This window comes from Pseudophaeobacter sp. 1A09344 (assembly GCF_041008745.1).
Classification (GTDB): Bacteria; Pseudomonadota; Alphaproteobacteria; order Rhodobacterales; family Rhodobacteraceae; genus Phycobacter; species Phycobacter gallaeciensis_A.
The window spans coordinates 57,199-74,533 of sequence record NZ_JAXGFS010000004.1; the positions used below are offsets into that span (position 1 = coordinate 57,199).

At 60.9% G+C, this 17,335-nt stretch carries 13 protein-coding genes; 2 read left to right on the forward strand and 11 right to left on the reverse strand.

Going from position 1 to position 17,335, the window contains the following annotated elements:
• Positions 1 to 4: 4 nt before the first annotated feature.
• Genes SM765_RS08220 through SM765_RS08235 form a run of 4 tightly spaced genes read right to left on the reverse strand, consistent with a single transcriptional unit; the run spans position 5 to position 4,255 of the window.
• Positions 5 to 964, reverse strand: coding sequence for a glycosyltransferase family 2 protein (locus SM765_RS08220; RefSeq protein ID WP_274837102.1), 960 nt, complete (start codon positions 962 to 964; stop codon positions 5 to 7).
• A complete protein-coding gene (locus SM765_RS08225; protein ID WP_274837103.1) occupies positions 961 to 2,175 on the reverse strand; it encodes a glycosyltransferase family 4 protein in 1,215 nt (404 codons plus the stop codon). The genes SM765_RS08220 and SM765_RS08225 overlap by 4 nt, the downstream gene beginning before the upstream one ends.
• The gene (locus tag SM765_RS08230; protein ID WP_274837104.1) at positions 2,172 to 3,143 is read right to left on the reverse strand and encodes an NAD-dependent epimerase/dehydratase family protein; all 972 of its coding nucleotides are present in this window, start codon (positions 3,141 to 3,143) and stop codon (positions 2,172 to 2,174) included. Before SM765_RS08230 ends, SM765_RS08225 begins: the two co-directional genes overlap by 4 nt.
• Positions 3,131 to 4,255, reverse strand: a complete 1,125-nt coding sequence (locus tag SM765_RS08235) for a Gfo/Idh/MocA family protein (RefSeq protein ID WP_082995959.1) — start codon at positions 4,253 to 4,255, stop codon at positions 3,131 to 3,133. Before SM765_RS08235 ends, SM765_RS08230 begins: the two co-directional genes overlap by 13 nt.
• Positions 4,256 to 4,688: 433 nt before the next feature.
• Here SM765_RS08235 and SM765_RS08240 point away from each other — a divergent pair, with 433 nt between their 5' ends.
• A complete protein-coding gene (locus SM765_RS08240) occupies positions 4,689 to 5,285 on the forward strand; it encodes a gamma-glutamyl kinase (RefSeq protein ID WP_274837105.1) in 597 nt (198 codons plus the stop codon).
• 60 nt (positions 5,286 to 5,345) lie between these two features.
• Here SM765_RS08240 and SM765_RS08245 read toward each other — a convergent pair whose 3' ends face one another.
• The 3 genes from SM765_RS08245 to guaB form a co-directional block, all read right to left on the reverse strand.
• Positions 5,346 to 7,658: a hybrid sensor histidine kinase/response regulator gene (locus SM765_RS08245; RefSeq protein ID WP_274829284.1), complete on the reverse strand. Its 2,313-nt coding sequence runs from the start codon at positions 7,656 to 7,658 to the stop codon at positions 5,346 to 5,348.
• 94 nt (positions 7,659 to 7,752) lie between these two features.
• The gene (locus tag SM765_RS08250) at positions 7,753 to 8,928 is read right to left on the reverse strand and encodes an RsmB/NOP family class I SAM-dependent RNA methyltransferase (RefSeq protein WP_274837106.1); all 1,176 of its coding nucleotides are present in this window, start codon (positions 8,926 to 8,928) and stop codon (positions 7,753 to 7,755) included.
• 49 nt (positions 8,929 to 8,977) lie between these two features.
• A complete protein-coding gene (guaB, locus tag SM765_RS08255; protein WP_065270343.1) occupies positions 8,978 to 10,426 on the reverse strand; it encodes an IMP dehydrogenase in 1,449 nt (482 codons plus the stop codon).
• A gap of 268 nt (positions 10,427 to 10,694) precedes the next feature.
• On the opposite strand from guaB, the gene SM765_RS08260 reads away from it, so the two are divergent.
• Positions 10,695 to 12,743: an ASKHA domain-containing protein gene (locus tag SM765_RS08260; protein WP_274837107.1), complete on the forward strand. Its 2,049-nt coding sequence runs from the start codon at positions 10,695 to 10,697 to the stop codon at positions 12,741 to 12,743.
• Positions 12,744 to 12,977: 234 nt separating this feature from the next.
• Here the strand turns inward: SM765_RS08260 and SM765_RS08265 are convergent, their stop codons facing one another.
• The 4 genes from SM765_RS08265 to SM765_RS08280 all read right to left on the reverse strand — a co-directional run bounded on the left by SM765_RS08265 (position 12,978) and on the right by SM765_RS08280 (position 17,187).
• Complete coding sequence (locus SM765_RS08265) at positions 12,978 to 14,585, reverse strand: PAS domain-containing sensor histidine kinase (protein WP_274837108.1); 1,608 nt, start codon at positions 14,583 to 14,585, stop codon at positions 12,978 to 12,980.
• 281 nt (positions 14,586 to 14,866) lie between these two features.
• Positions 14,867 to 15,928 (reverse strand): methyltetrahydrofolate cobalamin methyltransferase, encoded by a 1,062-nt coding sequence (locus SM765_RS08270; RefSeq protein ID WP_065270345.1) that lies wholly within the window; start codon positions 15,926 to 15,928, stop codon positions 14,867 to 14,869.
• A gap of 3 nt (positions 15,929 to 15,931) precedes the next feature.
• Positions 15,932 to 16,864 (reverse strand): methylenetetrahydrofolate reductase, encoded by a 933-nt coding sequence (locus SM765_RS08275; RefSeq protein ID WP_065273465.1) that lies wholly within the window; start codon positions 16,862 to 16,864, stop codon positions 15,932 to 15,934.
• Positions 16,865 to 16,890: 26 nt separating this feature from the next.
• Positions 16,891 to 17,187: a virulence factor gene (locus tag SM765_RS08280; protein WP_274829279.1), complete on the reverse strand. Its 297-nt coding sequence runs from the start codon at positions 17,185 to 17,187 to the stop codon at positions 16,891 to 16,893.
• Positions 17,188 to 17,335: the final 148 nt, after the last annotated feature.

Below are 17,335 nucleotides of genomic sequence, written 5' to 3' on the forward strand. Positions count from 1 at the left end.
TCCTTTACTTGTACTCGATGATGCGCATGTCGCGCCCGGTTAGGCGGCGCAGGTGAAATTGCACCATGCCGATCAGGTTCGGAAATTTTGATAGGCTCAGTAGAAAGCCAAGGTATCTTGCCTTGGTGAGCGGAATGCCATCCCGGCGCAATCCCGCCGTTGAGCGTGCCCAATTGAGCGCATAGACCCCCAGAATGGGCAGGCTGAACGGCCACCACACCACAGCCACAGCGAGTGCGAAGAGCGGTAGCGCAAGGGCGTAAACATAGGCGCGCCTGCATTCTGTGGTGAAATAGTCAGGATGAAGATGATGCACCTGCGCAAAGCCGTGGCCGGTGCGCACCGCTCGCGTCCACCACTGACCAAAACGCAGCATGTCCGCATCATGACGTGTCATGCCACTGGGTATGCGCCAGAGGGTATGGCCGGATTTGCGAAAACGGCAGCAGATCTCATCGTCTTCGGCAGCGATCACCTGCGGGTTCATACCGCCCACGGCCTGCCATAGCGCAGCACGAACCATCATATCGCCGCCGCAGGCCATGATTTCGCCCGGCGGACGATGCCATTCCCAATCACAGAGAAGGTTATAGGGGCTGGCCTCCGGATGGATCTCGGAGCGCCAGCCGGTTACCATGCCGACCTCTGGATGATCGTTCAGATAATCGCGCGCGGCCTCTACGAATCCGGAAGCCAGAACACAGTCGCCATCGATGAACAGGACAAGCTCGGGATCCTCCAGCGCGTCAAACCCCGCGTTTCGCGCACGCGCCGCGGTGAAGGGGATCGACATATCCAACTCCACCACTTTGGCGTTGCGCTTGCGGGCCTCGTGAAGGCTGTCATCGTCTGAGCCGCTGTCCACATAGACAATGTGCCGAGCCTGCCCCTGGACCGAGTCGAGGCAGGCAATCAGACGCGCGCCCTCGTTGCGCCCAATGAGAACGATATCGACCGGCGTCATGGACGCTTCTCCAGAACGGTGCTGCCGCCTGAATAGCTGGTAAACAGGCGGGACAGGCGGGCGGCTTCGGTATGTATGTTGAAATCGTCGGACACCTTTGCACGACCCGCCAGCCCCATGTCCTGCCGGGCCTTGCTGTCCGCCAACATATGGTCCAGGGCCGCGCGCAGCTCTTGCGGATCGCCGGGCGGTACCAGCAGCCCGCTGGTGGCGTGATCCACCAGTTCTGGTATTCCTGCAATCCTTGTTGCAACAACCGGCACAGCCGAGGCCATTGCCTCCATCAGAACCACGGGCACTCCTTCGGCAAAGCTGGGCAGGACAAAGACGTCGGTGTTCGAGAGCGCTTCTGCGACTTCGGATTGCGAGCGGTAGCCAAGAAAATCGACATTCAGCCCCTGTGCCTGCGCCTCAAGCGCGGCGCGATCCGGACCGTCTCCGATCACCGTCAGTTTCCAGTCGCCAGAGAGGTCCCGCAACGCATCAAGCAGAATTGGCAGACCCTTGACCGCCGCGAGCCGCCCGACGAAGAGCAGGTTTGCACCCTTGTGAGGCGCAGAAGTGTAGCGGCCTGGGTCAATGCCGCAATGAATGATATGAAAGCGCGCCCAATGGGATTGATCGGCAAAACACATCAGCTGTGATCGGCAGAATTCGCTGATGCAGGCAACAAACCGCGCCCGCGCGGCCTTTTCATCGATCCGCCAATGGTTCGGATTGAAAAAGATGTCCGGCCCGTGGATCGTGAAACTGTAGGGGATGCCCGATAGTTCCGAGGCCAGCATTGCCACAGTGCAAGCGGCAGTGGCGATGTGATTGTGCAGATGATCGACCTCCTGTCGGCGCAGCTCATCCGCCAAGACGCCCGCCTCAAGGAAGTAGATCAGGTTATAGAGGCGCCCCTTTACCCCTCGGGGCGCCGTTTTCCAGGCCAGTCGCAAGGCAGCGATATAACGGCCGGGATTTCGCATCCAGCGCAGATGCGCGCGCAGCAGGCGCAGGGGCTTTTTACAGGCGCCAAGCACCTTGAAGGTCAAGGCATGCTCCTGGCGCTGCTCTGGACCCACTAGGTGCTCGGCCCCCGTGGTCCGGATCGAGCAGGTCAGGACATCATGACCCAGCGCCCGCAACGCCGTGACTTCACGCTGGATAAAGGTATCCGAGGCGCGCGGGTATTCTCCGGTCAGATAGGCAAGCTTGGGCAATGTCATGGCTCACCTGCGATGCTCTGTGCCATCATCTCTTCGAATGGCGCGTGATCCTTGCCACCCAATGTGGCCCGCAAGGCCGCGTTGGGATAGCGCAGCGGCATCAGCCGTGCGCGAATAATCGGTTCCTGAAACAACCCCGGCAACCCCGCTGATATCGGCCGCAACAGGCGCGCCAGCTTCAGCCAAACGTCATAGGTAATGGGAAGGACGAACTTGGGCCAGCCAGTCAGAGTTTTGTGCACCGACACAAACCGCCTCCGGTCAGGCAGATCATCGTCCACCACATTGATCGACACCGTTCCCTTTGGTTCCTTCTGCGCTGCCCGGATCAGGGTCTCGCCAAGATGATCAACATGAACCAAAGGCAAGGCGCCATCCTTGCCGATCTGCACGAAAACCTTGGCTGCCCAGAACCCCAGCAGAGCGTTCCACGTTCGTCCGGCCCCCCAAACCGCACCGGGCCGGATCAGCCAGGCATCGGGCATAGCCTCTTGGACCAGCGCTTCCTGTGTGAGCTTTGCCTTAGAATAGGCATCGCGGGCTTTCTGGGCGGTTGCGAGAGCGCAGGTTTCGTCCAGAGCGTCACCGGGGGCAAGCGCCACCGTGTCGTAGACCGCAATGGAAGAGACAAGCACGAACGTGCCGCACCAGTTTTCCAGAGCAGAAAGCAGCGCTTGCGTCCCCCCCAGGGTCACACGGTCGTGCGCCGCCGCATCATCACCCAGATGCGCTGCGGCATGGATGATTGCACCGGCTTCGCTGACAAGTGGGGTCAGCTGTTCGGTGGCGTCTGCTGCGGTTAGATCCAGCTTTACCGCAGTGATGCCGAAATCATCCTCCCACGCGGCGTGCGGCAGGCCGCGGTATAGCGCGATCACCTCGATCCCCTGATCGCGGGCGGCGCGCAGGGCAGCGGAGCCGACAAAGCCGCTCGCGCCGGTGATCAGGATACGGTTCACTGCGCCCATGGCATCGGCTCCATCGCATCGCAGCGGGTTGTCATGGTCTGGGCTCCGCTGAACTCGCCTGCGTTCTGGATAGCCAGCGTGACTTCGGTCAGGTGCAAGGCGAAATCACCGGACAGCCGCCCTGGGCGTCCTTCAGCAAGCGCGGATAGCATTTCGTCGGGGCCAAGCATGAAATTCATCGCCGCTGCCCCCCACTTCCTAACCTTGGGATGGGTTGGCTGCTTGAGCCGGATCCGTTTCTTCAACGGCGATTCCATCAGGCGCCGCCTTAGTTTGATACGCCGTGCGAACCGGATTTTCGCATCATTGTCCCAGGCTTCATCGCAGCTCAGCACGCCTGCGTCGCCGACGATCTGGATCTGGTGGTTGTGCGGCGCAACAAAGGAACAGGTCAGTCGCGTCACCGGGCCGTTCTCGAAAAACAGGGTCGCCACCGACAGATCCGGCGCATGCGGTCCGTGCCCCTCCTTGCCCGGAACAGCCTCGGCGCTGGCGGCAACTACCGTGCGGACTGCTCCGAACCAGCTGATCAGCCAGGCCAGGTAATAGCCTGCGTGTTCGAGCGTGCAGCCAACCCGGAATTCATCCTCATAGGGCCAAGGCGCGCCGCTCTCCGTCTGCCATTTGTGGTATTCGGCCTGGGTGATGAAACCGTCATCCAGCTCGGCATAGATAGCGCGCGGAGTGCCTGCGGTATTGTTGCGAAGAGCCTGACCAAGAGTTTGCGCCGCTTCCCCCAGGACCGAGCAAGGGGCCGAAGCGATCTGCAAGCCGCGGCTAATGGCAAGATCCACCAGTTCTTTGGCCTCAGGAAAGGTCGTCGCCAGGGGTTTTTCGGAATATACTGGGTGGCCCGCACCCAGACAGGCGCGGCTGGTTTCAAAGTGGGATCCTGGATTTGTCAGGTTGAGAACGAGCGCGCCCGGCGCGCTTTGCAACAATGCTTCAAACGTTGGTGCAAGCGGCAGGTTCCAGTAGCTGCAGAAGTGTTTGAGCCGTTGTTTGTCGGTATCAAACACGCCCGCGATCTCGATCCCCGGCATCACCGCCAAGGACCGCATATAAAGGTCGGCCACAAAGCCGCAGCCAAGTACCAGAAGCCGCTGTTTCATGCCCCTGCCCCCGATAAGAAAAACCCGCAAGAACGGGACACACCTGCCAAACTTTCAAGGAGCACTAATAAGACCTGCCTTTTCCCACGACATCTGCCTATTTTACAAAAATGGCCAGAATTCGGCGAGACTTCGAATTCTGAATGATGGGCAAAAATGGCGCGTTTCCGCAACGTTCGTTGTCGCTTTGCGCTATTTCAGAGCGGAGAATTTACCTTCTCTTCCCGCTTTCCAGACCGAAAATCAGGTGCTTTGCAGCATTGCCTCAATAGCGAAGGCCTCCACGAGGTATTCAGCTGACCACGCGAAATGCACTGCACTCTACCGCATCAAAGCTCTCGCGGCGCTTTTGTTGTCCTTTGAATGGAATAATTGTGACACGTGCAATCTGATAGTATGTCTTAGATTGATTTCCTTTCGGAGCCCCGTGGCAATGCTTGTATTTTATGACGAACGGCTGGTTCTTCTTTCGGTTCCGAAAACCGGCACCACGGCCTATCAGGCGGCGTTGCGGGATCGTGCTGATTTCGTGGTCTCCGATCCGCCGCAGCTGAAACATGCCCCTGTGTTCCGCTATAACCGCTGGTTCCGGCCGATGTTCGAACGGGTCTGCGGTGTTGAGCTGGAGCTGGCCGCCGTGATGCGTGAGCCGATCAGCTGGCTGGGCAGCTGGTACCGGTTTCGTCAACGGCCGTTTCTGGATGGGTCCCCGAATTCTACCAAAGGGATCAGTTTCGACGATTTCGTCCGAGCCTATTGCAAAGGCGATGTGCCGAAATTTGCAGATGTGGGAAGTCAGGCTAAGTTTCTGGAGCCACAGCGTAATGGCTGCGCAGTGACGCATCTGTTCCGATATGAGGACCAGCCCGCGCTCACAGCCTTTCTGGAGCAACGGCTTGATATGAAGATCGCAACCGACCGCCAGAACGTCAGCCCCGCCATGGAGCTGACACTGGATCCCAAGGTCGAAGCCATCCTGCGGCGTAAGCGTGCGGCGGATTTCGACCTCTACGACAGCATCGGCGGCTAACGCCGACGCCTTTCGTCAGAAAAATACTGGCTGCCGAAAGCAGGCAGCGCCTGTGCAGCGTCAGTGAAGTTGGGCGTGTACCGTTTCGGTCAGCTGGCTCAGCGAGAAGGGTTTGGGCAGGAACACCGAGTTCGGCACATCCGGGTCCGTTTCGCCGAAGGCGCCTTCTGCATAGCCGGAAACGAAGACAACACGGGTATCGGGGCGTTCTTTCAGTGCCTCGCGTACCCAGCTGGGGCCATCCATGCCCGGCATCACAACGTCCGTGACAAAGACATCGACGCTCAGTCCCGGATCCTCCAGCGTGCGCAGCGCGTCTTCGGCGGATTCTGCCTCCAGCACCGTATAGCCGCGCATTCGCAGCGCGCGCGATGCAAAGGCGCGCACCGGCGCCTCATCCTCGACCAGCAATACCACACCCTCGCCATGCTGCGGCGCGGCGGTTTCCTCGACGGGTGCCTCGACTGGGGCATGTTCCACGGCGTCTTGCTTGTGCACCGGGAAAAACAGGGTGAAGCGGGTGCCATGATCCTTGACCGAGTCGATGAAGATATAGCCACCGGTCTGTTTGATGATGCCATAGGCGGTCGACAGGCCCAGACCGGTGCCCTCGCCGGTGCGTTTGGTGGTGTAGAAGGGTTCGAACACCTTCTGCATCTTGTCCGGATCGATCCCGACACCTTCGTCTGACACCCGAATGGTGACCCAATCGCCCGCAGGCACCTTGGCCCGGTCGCGTTCCAGCGGTGCCGTCAGCGTAACCGCTTCTGTCTCGACGCGGATTTCACCGCCATTGGGCATCGCATCGCGGGCGTTCACCACAAGGTTCATCAGCACCTGTTCCAGCTGGCGTTTGTCCGCCCGGATCGAGCGCATCACCGGATCATGGCTGAGCGTCAGAGTCACCTTCTCCCCGACCAGACGATTCAGCAGATGCGTCAGGTCCGACAGCGTGTCGCGCACGTCAAGGATTTCGGGCTGCAGGGTCTGCTTGCGCGAAAACGCCAGAAGCTGACTGACAAGGGAGGCCGCCCGGTTGGCGTTTTCATGAATCTGGATCAGATCACCATAGTCCTGATCGCCCTGATCGTGGCGCAGCAGCAGCAGGTCACAATGGCCAGAAATGGCGGTCAGCAGGTTATTGAAGTCATGCGCAACGCCGCCGGCAAGCTGGCCGATGGCCTGCATTTTCTGGCTTTGCACGAATTGCGCCTCAAGCGTCTTCAGCTCGGTCGCGTCGTTCAGCACCGCGATCAAAACCGGCGCGCCCTCTTCGAAGGTGCGCGTCAGGGTCACCTGTACGAAAACCTCGCGGTCACGGCGCGATAGCCGCAGGAATTCGGACTTGTTAGAGGCCAGCCCTGCGGCCGTATCGCGCAGCCAATCGGACATCGGGCGCCCCAGTCCCTCCATCAGCTGACCGAGTTTCAGATCGTCGCGCGGCTCCACCGCCAGCAGACGCTGGGCCATCTTGTTGAGAGACAGGATATCGCCGCTGGGCGCAACTTTCAGGAAGGGCACGGGCAAGCTTTCGAACCCGGAGCTGGAAGCGCTGAGCCCGGAGGTGTCCACCTCCATCAGGTAAAGCTCGCTGCGGCCCTGGGTGCGGTTCAGCTCGGTCACCAAGACGTCCACCGGCCCGGATTGGGTCATGATGGTGTTGAGTTGGCCGGGATTGACCGGCAACGCCGTAAACAGGCGCTCGGTGGATTTGACCCGTTCGCCGATCAGTTTGCGGGCGGCCTCGTTCATGAACAAAACCGCGCCGGACCGGCCCACGGTGATCATCGGGATTGGCACCGCCTCAGCACCGCGCCCGCTGCCGCCGCTGCGTTCGGCAATATCCTCAACCCGCCACAAAAAGCTGCCGCCCTGCATCTGGTGCACCGCGAGACGTACATGACCCCGCCGGGTAACGATATCCTCACGCGCAGCACCGCTTTTTGCCGCCTGGCTTTGCAGGCGGAACAGTACTGCTGTCGGATTGGCCAGAACCGAGCGCAATGTGCCGGCGAGCGTTTCCTGTTTGCCTTCGGAAAACCGCTTCACGGCGGCCTCGTTGCAGGCGTGAATGCTGCCGTCCACATCGGTAACGAAGGTGGGCGTGGCGTCCTTTTCGATGAAACCGGTCAGAAGATCCGTCGCCATCGCCCGGGCATTCAGTCGCACCCTGGATTGCAGCACCATCAGAAGCGCCACCGCCACCAGAGTCAGCGAAACGGCGAGCATTCCGCGCGCGACCCGGTCAGGCCACTCAAGCGCCCAAGGCGCCACCAGCATTGCGCCTGCCAGCAGCAGAACGATCAAAAGGCGTTTATTCTCTGGGGTATTCACCCGCAATGAAGGAACGGAGGAAGTGGGGCGACCTGTCATTACGGCTCCGAAAAAAGACAAGATGCCGCCAATACGCCGCCATCAAGGTTAAGGCCACGTTAATGGTGCAGCGGCTTTTGTTGACAGATACTTATCAATCAGCCTTCGACCGCGTCAACATCGCTGCGAAGAAGCCATCGGTGCCATCCTGCACCCCCCAGGATTTTTCGCCGATCAGTTGCCATTCCGGGCTGCGGGACAGGAAGGCACGGATCTGATTGCCGTTCTCCGCCTCCAGCATGGAGCAGGTGGCATAGGCCAGCACACCGTCTGGCGCAGTGAGTTCAGCCGCTTCATCCAGAATTTCGGCCTGAATGGCCCGGATCTCGTCCAGCCGCTCCGGCGTCAGGCGCCATTTGCCTTCGGGTGCGCGCCGCCAAGAGCCGGAGCCGGAACAGGGCGCATCGCAAAGCACCAGATCAAAGGGCGCCGCAGAGCGGACCGCCTCGGTCGGCTGGCAGCTGATCTGAACCCCGGCGCGGGATGCACGATCTGGCAAATCCTTCATTCGGCGGGGATCGATGTCATGTGCGGTCAGCCGGATTTTGGCGCGCGCCGCCATGGCAAGGCTCTTGCCGCCACCCCCGGCGCAGAAATCCAGCACCTTCATGCCATCACGCAAGGGGAGCATATCCACCACCGCCTGACTCGCGGCATCCTGCAGCTCGACCAGACCACTGTTATAGGCGGCGGCGTTGCGCAGTTTGCGCGCACCTTCGGTGACCTCCAGCGCGGTGGGCGACGCGGCGTGGGGCTCGGTCGAGATCCCCTCGCCCTCCAGTGCGGCGCGGGCCTCCGCGACGCTGGCCTTGCGAAGATTCACCCGCAGATGCACCGGCGCGCGCTGGCGCAGTGCCTGCGCTGCGGCCTCGGCCTTGTCCCCAAGGCTGCTTGAAAAGGAGGACCAGAGCCAGTCCGGAATATCAAATTCCTCGGCCGGACTGGAAAAACCTACAGGCTCGGCCTGTTCTTCGGCGCTGAGCGGCGCAGGGGCGTAACCTTCACCTGTGAACATATCGGAGGGATCGACGCCCGCCTCGCGCAGACCGCCAAGGATCAGGCCCCGGCCCGTCAGGCTGCCACCCAGAACCGCATGGGAGCGAAAGCAGCGCAGCGCCGTGAAGACGTGATCGCGCACTGCCGCGCGATCCTTGGAGCCGGCAAAGCGACTGCGCCGTGCCCAGCCCGTCAAAGACTTCTCCGCCGCCTCGCCCGCAATCACCTGATCCAGGACCTCGATCGCCGCCTGCAGGCGGGCCGCCGGGGTCACGCCCCGGCCCCGATCTTCGCTGACGCTGTCACAGTACTGCGCATTAAGATCATCCGATCCGGTAGTTCGGGCTTTCGCGGGTGATCTGCACGTCGTGAACGTGGCTTTCCTTGAGGCCAGCACCGGTGATCTTCACGAAGTTGCAGTTGCGGCGCATCTCTTCGACCGTCGCACAGCCGGTATAGCCCATGGCCGCGCGAAGACCGCCGACCAACTGGTGAATGACCGCGCCTGCGGAACCTTTGTAGGGCACTTGACCTTCGATCCCTTCGGGCACCAGTTTGTCGCTGGCGGCGTCCTTCTGGAAATAGCGGTCGGCCGAGCCGCGCGCCATGGCGCCAAGGCTGCCCATGCCGCGATAGCTCTTGAACGAGCGGCCCTGATACAAGATCACCTCGCCCGGGCTTTCATCGGTGCCGGCGATCATCGAGCCGACCATGGCGCAGGAGGCGCCGGCGGCAATCGCCTTGGCAAAATCGCCGGAGAACTTGATGCCGCCATCGGCGATCACCGGAGTGTCGCCTGCGGCGCTGGCACAATCCATCACAGCGGTCAGCTGCGGCACACCCACGCCCGCCACCATGCGAGTGGTGCAGATCGAGCCCGGGCCGATCCCGACCTTGATGGCATCCGCGCCCGCATCAATCAGCGCGCGGGTCGCTTCGGCGGTGGCGACGTTACCAGCAATCACCTGCACTTCGTTCGAAAGCGCCTTGATCCGTTTCACAGCTTCGATCACGCCTGCCGAATGGCCGTGGGCGGTATCAACCACAACAATGTCGACACCGGCATCGATCAGCGCCTCGGAGCGCTCAAAGCCAGAATCGCCAACCGAGCTGGCCGCTGCGACGCGCAGACGGCCCAAATCGTCCTTGCAGGCGGTTGGGTTCAGAACCGCCTGTTCGGTGTCTTTCAGGGTCAGAAGGCCAGTCAGCTTGCCCGATTTATCGGTGATCAGCAGCTTTTCGATCCGGCGCGCCTTCATCAGGGATTTCGCCTCTTCGCGGTCGGCAGGCTCTTGCAGGATCGCAAGTTTGTCCGATGTCATCATCACCGAAACCGGCGTGTTGTCATCGCTCGCAAAGCGCATGTCGCGATTGGTCACAATGCCGACCACACGGCCATCGCTGTCAACCACCGGAAAGCCGGTCACGCGGTAGCGTTCCTGCAGCGCCTTGGCATCGGCAAGGGTCTGATCTGCCGTCAGGGTGATGGGATTATAGACGATACCGCTTTCGAAACGCTTGACCCGGCGTACCTGCCGGGCCTGCTCTTCGGTATCGAGGTTCTTATGAATGACGCCCATGCCACCGGCCTGCGCCATGGCAATCGCCATGCGGGCCTCGGTTACCGTGTCCATGGCCGAGCTGAGCAGCGGAATGTTGAGCGAAATCGAGCGTGTCACGCGGGTGCGTGTGTCCGCCGTGCTGGGCAGCACTTCGGATGCCCCCGGAACCAGAAGAACATCATCAAATGTGAGAGCCTCACGAATCTGCATTTGTCATCCCCATGCAAAACCCCGTTTGGCGGTGACCCTATGGCACAGAAGCCCGGGAGGGAAAAGAGGCCACGACAAGAAATAGATCAAATCCCGTTGCAAGGGCCTCCGGGTCAGGCAAACGGGGCGTACGGCAGGCTCAAGACGCATCTCAGATGCTCATTTTTGAAAAATGCCGGAACCAGGCCCAAAAATGACGCGGGCCGCCTTTCCCTTGGGCAAAAAGAACTTATGCTCCGCCACAGAATTCTAGTGAAAAGGCACAGGCATGGCTGACGATCCTCTCGTTGTGTTTACCCCCTCCGGCAAACGCGGCCGGTTCCCCGCCGGAACCCCGGTTCTGACAGCTGCGCGGCAGCTTGGGGTCGATCTGGATTCCGTCTGCGGTGGCCGGGGCATCTGCTCGAAATGTCAGATCACCCCCTCCTATGGCGAATTCTCGAAACTCGGCGTCTCCGTGCAGGACGACGCGCTGAGCCCATGGAACAAGGTTGAACAGCGCTACAAGGACAAGCGTGGCCTGATCGATGGCCGTCGCCTTGGCTGTCAGGCCCTGATCGAAGGCGACGTGGTGATTGACGTTCCTCCCGGAAGCCAGGTCCACCGGCAGGTGGTCCGCAAACGGGCCGAGGCGCGCGACATCGTGATGAACCCGTCGACCCGCCTGTTCTACGTCGAGGTGGAAGAGCCCGACATGCACAAGCCCTCGGGCGATCTGGAGCGGCTGGCCGAGGCCCTGCGGGTTCAGTGGGAGATCGAGAACGTCCAGTGCGATCTGCAAATCCTGCAAACCATGCAGCCCGTCCTGCGCAAGGGCGGCTGGAAGGTCACCGTCGCGGTGCATCTGGGCGACAGCAACACGCCGCCGCGCATCATGCATATCTGGCCTGGCCTCTACGAAGGCTCGCTTTATGGGCTGGCGGTTGACCTAGGCTCCACCACCATCGCGGCCCACCTGTGCGATCTGAAAACTGGCGAGGTCGTCGCCTCCTCCGGCATCATGAACCCGCAGATCCGCTTTGGTGAGGATCTGATGAGCCGGGTCAGCTATGCAATGATGAACAAGGGCGGCGATCAGGAGATGACCCGCGCGGTCCGCGAAGGAATGGCGCAGCTGTTCACCCAGATTTCGGCAGAGGCCGGGATTGATCAGACGCTGATCGTCGATGCGGTCTTTGTCTGCAACCCGGTGATGCACCACCTGTTCCTTGGCATTGATCCCTTCGAACTGGGTCAGGCGCCCTTTGCCCTGGCGACCTCGAACGCCTTGTCCCTGCGGGCCAGCGAGCTGGATCTCAACATCCACCCCGCAGCGCGTGTCTACCTGCTGCCCTGCATCGCCGGCCACGTGGGCGCCGATGCTGCCGCCGTGGCCCTGTCCGAAGCACCGGATAAATCCAAGGATCTGGTGCTGGTGGTTGATGTGGGCACCAATGCGGAGATCCTGCTGGGCAACACGGAAAAGGTCCTCGCCTGCTCGTCCCCCACAGGTCCAGCCTTCGAGGGCGCGCAGATCTCCAGCGGTCAGCGCGCCGCCCCCGGCGCTATCGAGCGGGTCGAGATCAATCCCGAAACCAAGGAACCGCGGTTCCGCGTCATCGGATCGGAGCTCTGGTCGGATGAGGAAGGATTTGCCGAGGCGATTGCCACCACCGGCATCACCGGCATCTGCGGCTCAGGCATTATCGAAGCGATTGCCGAAATGCGCCTTGCCGGTGTTCTCGATGCTTCGGGCCTCATCGGTTCGGCAGAACAGACCGGCTCCAGCCGCTGTATTCAGGACGGGCGCACCAACGCCTATGTCCTCTGGGATGGATCTGCCGATGGCGGTCCGACGATTACTGTCACCAACCCTGACATCCGGGCGATCCAGATGGCCAAGGCGGCGCTCTACTCTGGCGCGCGGTTGCTGATGGACAAATTCGGCGTCGACACCGTGGACCGCGTGGTGCTGGCCGGCGCCTTTGGCGCCCATATCTCGGCCAAACACGCGATGGTTCTGGGCATGATCCCCGATTGTCCGCTGGAAAAGGTCACCAGCGCCGGCAACGCCGCAGGCACCGGTGCGCGCATTGCGCTTCTGAACACCGAGGCCCGCCGTGAAATCGAAGAGACCGTGCGCCAGATCGAAAAGGTGGAAACCGCAGTCGAGCCCCGGTTCCAGGAGCATTTCGTCAATGCCTCGGCCATTCCGAACTCGGTCGAGCCCTTCCCGATTCTGGAAACGGTGGTCACCCTGCCAGAGGTCAACTTCAACACCGGCGGCGGCGATGGCGCGGCAGACGGCGGGCGCAGACGCAGGCGTCGGCGCGGCTAAGTCGCTCACCCAAGACTGTGCCCCACTGGGGCTTGACGCCAGGCGTCCCGGTATTGGTTACCGGGACGTTTTTTCATGTCCCCCCCTTTGCCCCAAGATTGCTGGCCAAAGCCCACGTGAGGATCAGATTGAATCACATCATGTAGCCAGGTTGCGGCCGTCCCAAACACGCGATCGCTTTGACTGCCGTCCATCACGTACCGCACAGCCGACACCACTGGACCCGACCAGACCTCAGTCGAGTGAAGCGAGACAGGCCAGAAGTTCGGCCTTGCGAAACGGCTTGGTCAGGAATCCATTCATGCCAACCTCGAAACAGGCCCTTGTGTCGCTTTTCTGGGCATTCGCCGTCAGCGCAACGATCCGGCATTCGGCGCGGCCGGTTTCTGTCTCGTGCTGTCTGATCCTGCGCGCCGCCTCCAGCCCGCCCATGACCGGCATGGAAAGATCCATGAGGATCAGGTCGTAGTCCGCGCCCAGATAGTTTTCGACGGCGGCAGCACCGTTTTCCGCAAGACGGACCTGTGCCCCTAGTTTCTGGAGCATCTTGTCCACGACCATCTGGTTGGTCTTGTTGTCCTCGGCTACAAGGATCTTCATCCCATGCAGCCGGTCCGATGCGATACCCGTGTCGGTCCCAACATCCCGTTCCAGACCACCGTTGATCTGATTGGGGACTGCCTTCCCCGCAGTCTCTGCCCGCCGCGGATCAGCAGTATCTGGCGCAAGGTTCAACCAAAGAGAGAAACGCGCGCCCTGTCCTGGCGCCGAGTCGACGGTGATGTCGCCCCCCATCCGTTCGATCAGCGCCCGCGAGATTGCAAGGCCCAGCCCCGTGCCCTCTGCCTGCGCCTGCGGCGAGCTGGCGGCTTGCTCGTAGGCCGAAAAGATCGAACGCAGCTTACTTTCCTCGATCCCGCAGCCGGTATCCGAAACCACGAATTGCAATGGCCCCCTTGCGGAAGCCGGATCATAGGAAACCACCAGAGAGACATGACCTTCGTCGGTAAATTTAATCGCGTTTCCGATCACGTTCAAAAGGATCTGACGGGTCTTGCTGGCATCCCCCACAAAAACGGATGGCACGGCATCAGGGTAATCCAAGCGAAACTCAAGCCCCTTGAACGAGGTCTTGGCCGAGAAAAGCGTGACGATTTCATCAACAAGATCGCGCAATGAAAAAGGCTCATAGTGCAGTGAAATCTTGTCCGCGATGATCTGCGAGAAATCCAAAACTTCGTTGACGATCTTCAGCAAAGCATTGGTAGAACTCAGTATCGTATTGGCAAGCAGGGACTGCTCTTCGTCCAGACTGGTGTCTTGCAGCAACTCGCAGATGCCAAGGATGCCATTCATCGGCGTCCGGATCTCATGGCTCATCTCAGCCAAGAACCGTTCCTTGGCCTGGCTGGCCGCCTCCGCCTCCTGCTTTGCGATCTTGGCCAGTTCCAAAGCCGCGTCGCGTTCACGTTCCGACGTGACATCTGCTGACGAGCCGACAAGGTGCGTCAGCTTGCCTGTCTCGTCGAAGACCGGGCTCATAGTCGTACGGATGTATCGTTCCTTGTGGACCGCAGGGAGATTGATCTCATAGGTTACCTCTTCGGCAGCGCGCGCCACTTCGATATGCTTGGCAAGAGCCCGCTCGCCGGTGGAACCGCCAAATACTTCCATCGCAGTTTTGCCAAACCAACCCTCTGCCGGAAGTTTCGAAATAGCCCGGGCGCGCGAATTCATCGCGGCATATCGGGGGATCCCATCGTCGCCGACCTCCAAAACGATCACCGCCATGCCAATCGAATCCAGCATGGAATAGAAATCGGTCACCTGAAGTCGTTTCACCCGTTGCTTCCCTTGCAGCTCGGACACGTCACCCAATTGACCATGGGCAACCATTCCTCTGTTGTAATCTGTAAATGGATCACCGCTAACGAAGTCTGAAGATAACCTTTTGCCAAAGGTTTGTGCGCAATCCGACCGCACCCGCAACGTTTGGCTCAGGAAACACACGCACAGGACACTGTCGCCCCTGCTCCGTTTGTCGAAATACGGTGCCCCCCAGACCGCACACAAGAAAAGGCCGGGACAAATCCCGGCCTCCCCTCACTATATTGTTATCAGGTTCAGGCGCGGCGGCGACGGCCACCGGTGCGGCCACCGCGGCCACGGCCTTCTTCGCCAGCCTTTGCGGGCGCCTTGTTGGCGGCAATCCAGGCACCGCCGTGCGGATCATTGTTGGTCAAGAGGTTGGCAGCGCGGATCGCTTCCATCTCCTTGCCCGCGCGCGGCTTGGTCGAGCCGAGACCGAACAGGGTGACAAAGGTCTCATCGTCCATGCCTTCGGGCAGGATGATACCAGCGGCGGTTACCTGTTCCTTCTTCTCGGCAATCGCCTTTTGCGTCACCGGCAGCGCCACCGGGTTCATGATCGCAGAGGTCATGCCCGCGCCCATTGCCATCGGCAGGAAGGCGTTGTTGATGCCGTGACGGTTCGGCAGACCAAAGGAGATGTTCGACGCACCGCAGGTGGTGTTCACACCCAGTTCTTCGCGCAGGCGACGCACCAGGGTGAAGACCTGATGCCCGGCGGTCGCCATGGCGCCGATCGGCATTACTAGCGGGTCGACCACTATGTCATGCGCGGGGATACCGAAATCGGCAGCGCGTTCGACGATCTTCTTGGCCACGGCGAAACGCACGTCGGGATCTTCCGAGATCCCGGTGTCGTCGTTGGAGATCGCAACCACCGGCACGTTGTATTTCTTGACCAGCGGCAGAACCAGTTCCAGGCGCTCTTCCTCACCGGTGACCGAGTTCAGAAGCGGGCGACCCTGCGCGGCTGCCAGACCGGCCTCAAGCGCCTCGGGGACCGAGCTGTCGATGCACAGCGGCACGTCGACCAGACCCTGCACCAACTCGATGATCTTGGTCATCAGCGGCGGCTCGGTCTCGTTCGGGTTGGGGTTAGAATTATAGACTACGCCCGCGTTGATATCGAGGATATTGGCCCCGGCCGCCACCTGTGCCAGTGCGTCTTTCTCAACGGTGGAGAAATCGCCCGCTTCCAGCTCTGCTGCCAGTTTTTTACGGCCTGTAGGGTTGATCCGTTCGCCGATCACGCAGAACGGCTCATCAAAGCCCAGGACAGCAGTTTTTGTTTTTGATTCTACGACAGTACGGGTCATGTCTTATCCTTGGGAGTTGACAGGCTGCGCCGAGGCGCCGCCGTTGTTGATGGCCCAGGTGGCGTTGGTCTTGATGCCGCCCAGCGGGAAGAAGTGTACATTGGTAATGTTGAAGTCCGGGTTCGCGGCCTTGTGGGCAGCAAGCTCGGCAACGACATCGGTCGGCTCATAGGGCAGCAGCAACTTGGACACGTCCATTGCGCGTTTCTGCAGCACCTTCAGCGACGGCCCCACACCGCAAGCGATGGCGAATTTGATCAGCGTCTGCAGCTTGGCCGGACCGGCGATACCGATGTGGATCGGCAGGTCGACACCGGCCTCTTTCAGACCGTCAGCCCATTCGATGATCGGCTTTGCCTCAAAGGCGAACTGTGTGGCCAGCGCCATCTTGGCATCGGTGCGCTCCGAGAATTTCTGTTTCCACAGAACCGCTTCCATCACGTTCTTCGAGGAACCGTCCGGATCGATGTCCTTGTTGCCTTCGGGGTGGCCCGCGACGTGCAGGTTGGAGAAACCCGCCTTGTCGAACAGTCCGGTTTCCAGGAGCTGCATCGAGCTGTCGAAGGCACCGTGCGGCTGCGCCACACCACCGGCCAGAAGCAGCGCCTGTTTGACGTCAGCCTCGCCCTGATAGCGCGCGATCCAGTCCGCCAGGGTCGCCTCGTCCTTGATGATCCGCGCCGGGAAGTGCGGCATGACGGGAAAGCCCTCGGCATTCAGACGCTTGGCGGTCTCGACCATGTCTTCGATGGGCGTGCCCTCGATATGGGCGATATAGACGCGGGTGCCTGCGGGCAGCAGATCGCGGAAATCCTCGACCTTGGTCGCGGTGCGCGGCATCACCTCGATCGAATATCCGTCAAGGAAGGCTTCGACCTGCGGGTTGACGGGCTGCGGGCTGGTGGCCTCGCGTTTCTTGAAGTTCAACAAAGCCATCACGGCCTCCCATAGTGGTGTCAGGCTCACGCCCATCCGTCATTCGCGATCAGGGCTTTCAGACGCTCCTGATCGAACTCTCCTTCCAGACGTACCGCTTCGGCTTCGGCGATCTCTGCCGGATCGCCCTCCGCCGCAAAGGGAGCCGCCTTGCGCCATTCCGCGAGATAGGCGTCCGCATCCTTGGCGTTCACCTTCATCGCTGCGCGGTCAATGGCCTGCTCGAACCGTTCTTCGAGCTGGCGTTTGGCGCCGCGGCGGCCCTTGCCCACGATGACCTGAGCCGGGATATCGCGCCAGTATACGATGGTGACGTCAGGCATGTCGGGTCCTTTGCTTCGCGTCTGTTCTGCTGCGTTTCTAGAATGCGATCCTGAAACGCGGGTGCCGGTTTTCGACAACACTTGGGGTTTGAGCGACCTTTTGCTCTGGCTCTGAATACATTCTCCGGGCCCGCATGGCCACAGAGGG

What these genes read in the sequence shown, in the direction of transcription:
- guaB (WP_065270343.1), bottom strand. Translation starts at nt 10,426, where the DNA reads ATGCAGATTCGTGAGGCTCTCACATTTGATGATGTTCTTCTGGTTCCG.
- SM765_RS08220 (WP_274837102.1), bottom strand. Translation starts at nt 964, where the DNA reads ATGACGCCGGTCGATATCGTTCTCATTGGGCGCAACGAGGGCGCGCGT.
- SM765_RS08275 (WP_065273465.1), bottom strand. Translation starts at nt 16,864, where the DNA reads ATGGCTTTGTTGAACTTCAAGAAACGCGAGGCCACCAGCCCGCAGCCC.
- SM765_RS08245 (WP_274829284.1), bottom strand. Translation starts at nt 7,658, where the DNA reads ATGACAGGTCGCCCCACTTCCTCCGTTCCTTCATTGCGGGTGAATACC.
- SM765_RS08240 (WP_274837105.1), top strand. Translation starts at nt 4,689, where the DNA reads ATGCTTGTATTTTATGACGAACGGCTGGTTCTTCTTTCGGTTCCGAAA.
- SM765_RS08270 (WP_065270345.1), bottom strand. Translation starts at nt 15,928, where the DNA reads ATGACCCGTACTGTCGTAGAATCAAAAACAAAAACTGCTGTCCTGGGC.
- SM765_RS08280 (WP_274829279.1), bottom strand. Translation starts at nt 17,187, where the DNA reads ATGCCTGACGTCACCATCGTATACTGGCGCGATATCCCGGCTCAGGTC.
- SM765_RS08260 (WP_274837107.1), top strand. Translation starts at nt 10,695, where the DNA reads ATGGCTGACGATCCTCTCGTTGTGTTTACCCCCTCCGGCAAACGCGGC.
- SM765_RS08230 (WP_274837104.1), bottom strand. Translation starts at nt 3,143, where the DNA reads ATGGGCGCAGTGAACCGTATCCTGATCACCGGCGCGAGCGGCTTTGTC.
- SM765_RS08235 (WP_082995959.1), bottom strand. Translation starts at nt 4,255, where the DNA reads ATGAAACAGCGGCTTCTGGTACTTGGCTGCGGCTTTGTGGCCGACCTT.
- SM765_RS08225 (WP_274837103.1), bottom strand. Translation starts at nt 2,175, where the DNA reads ATGACATTGCCCAAGCTTGCCTATCTGACCGGAGAATACCCGCGCGCC.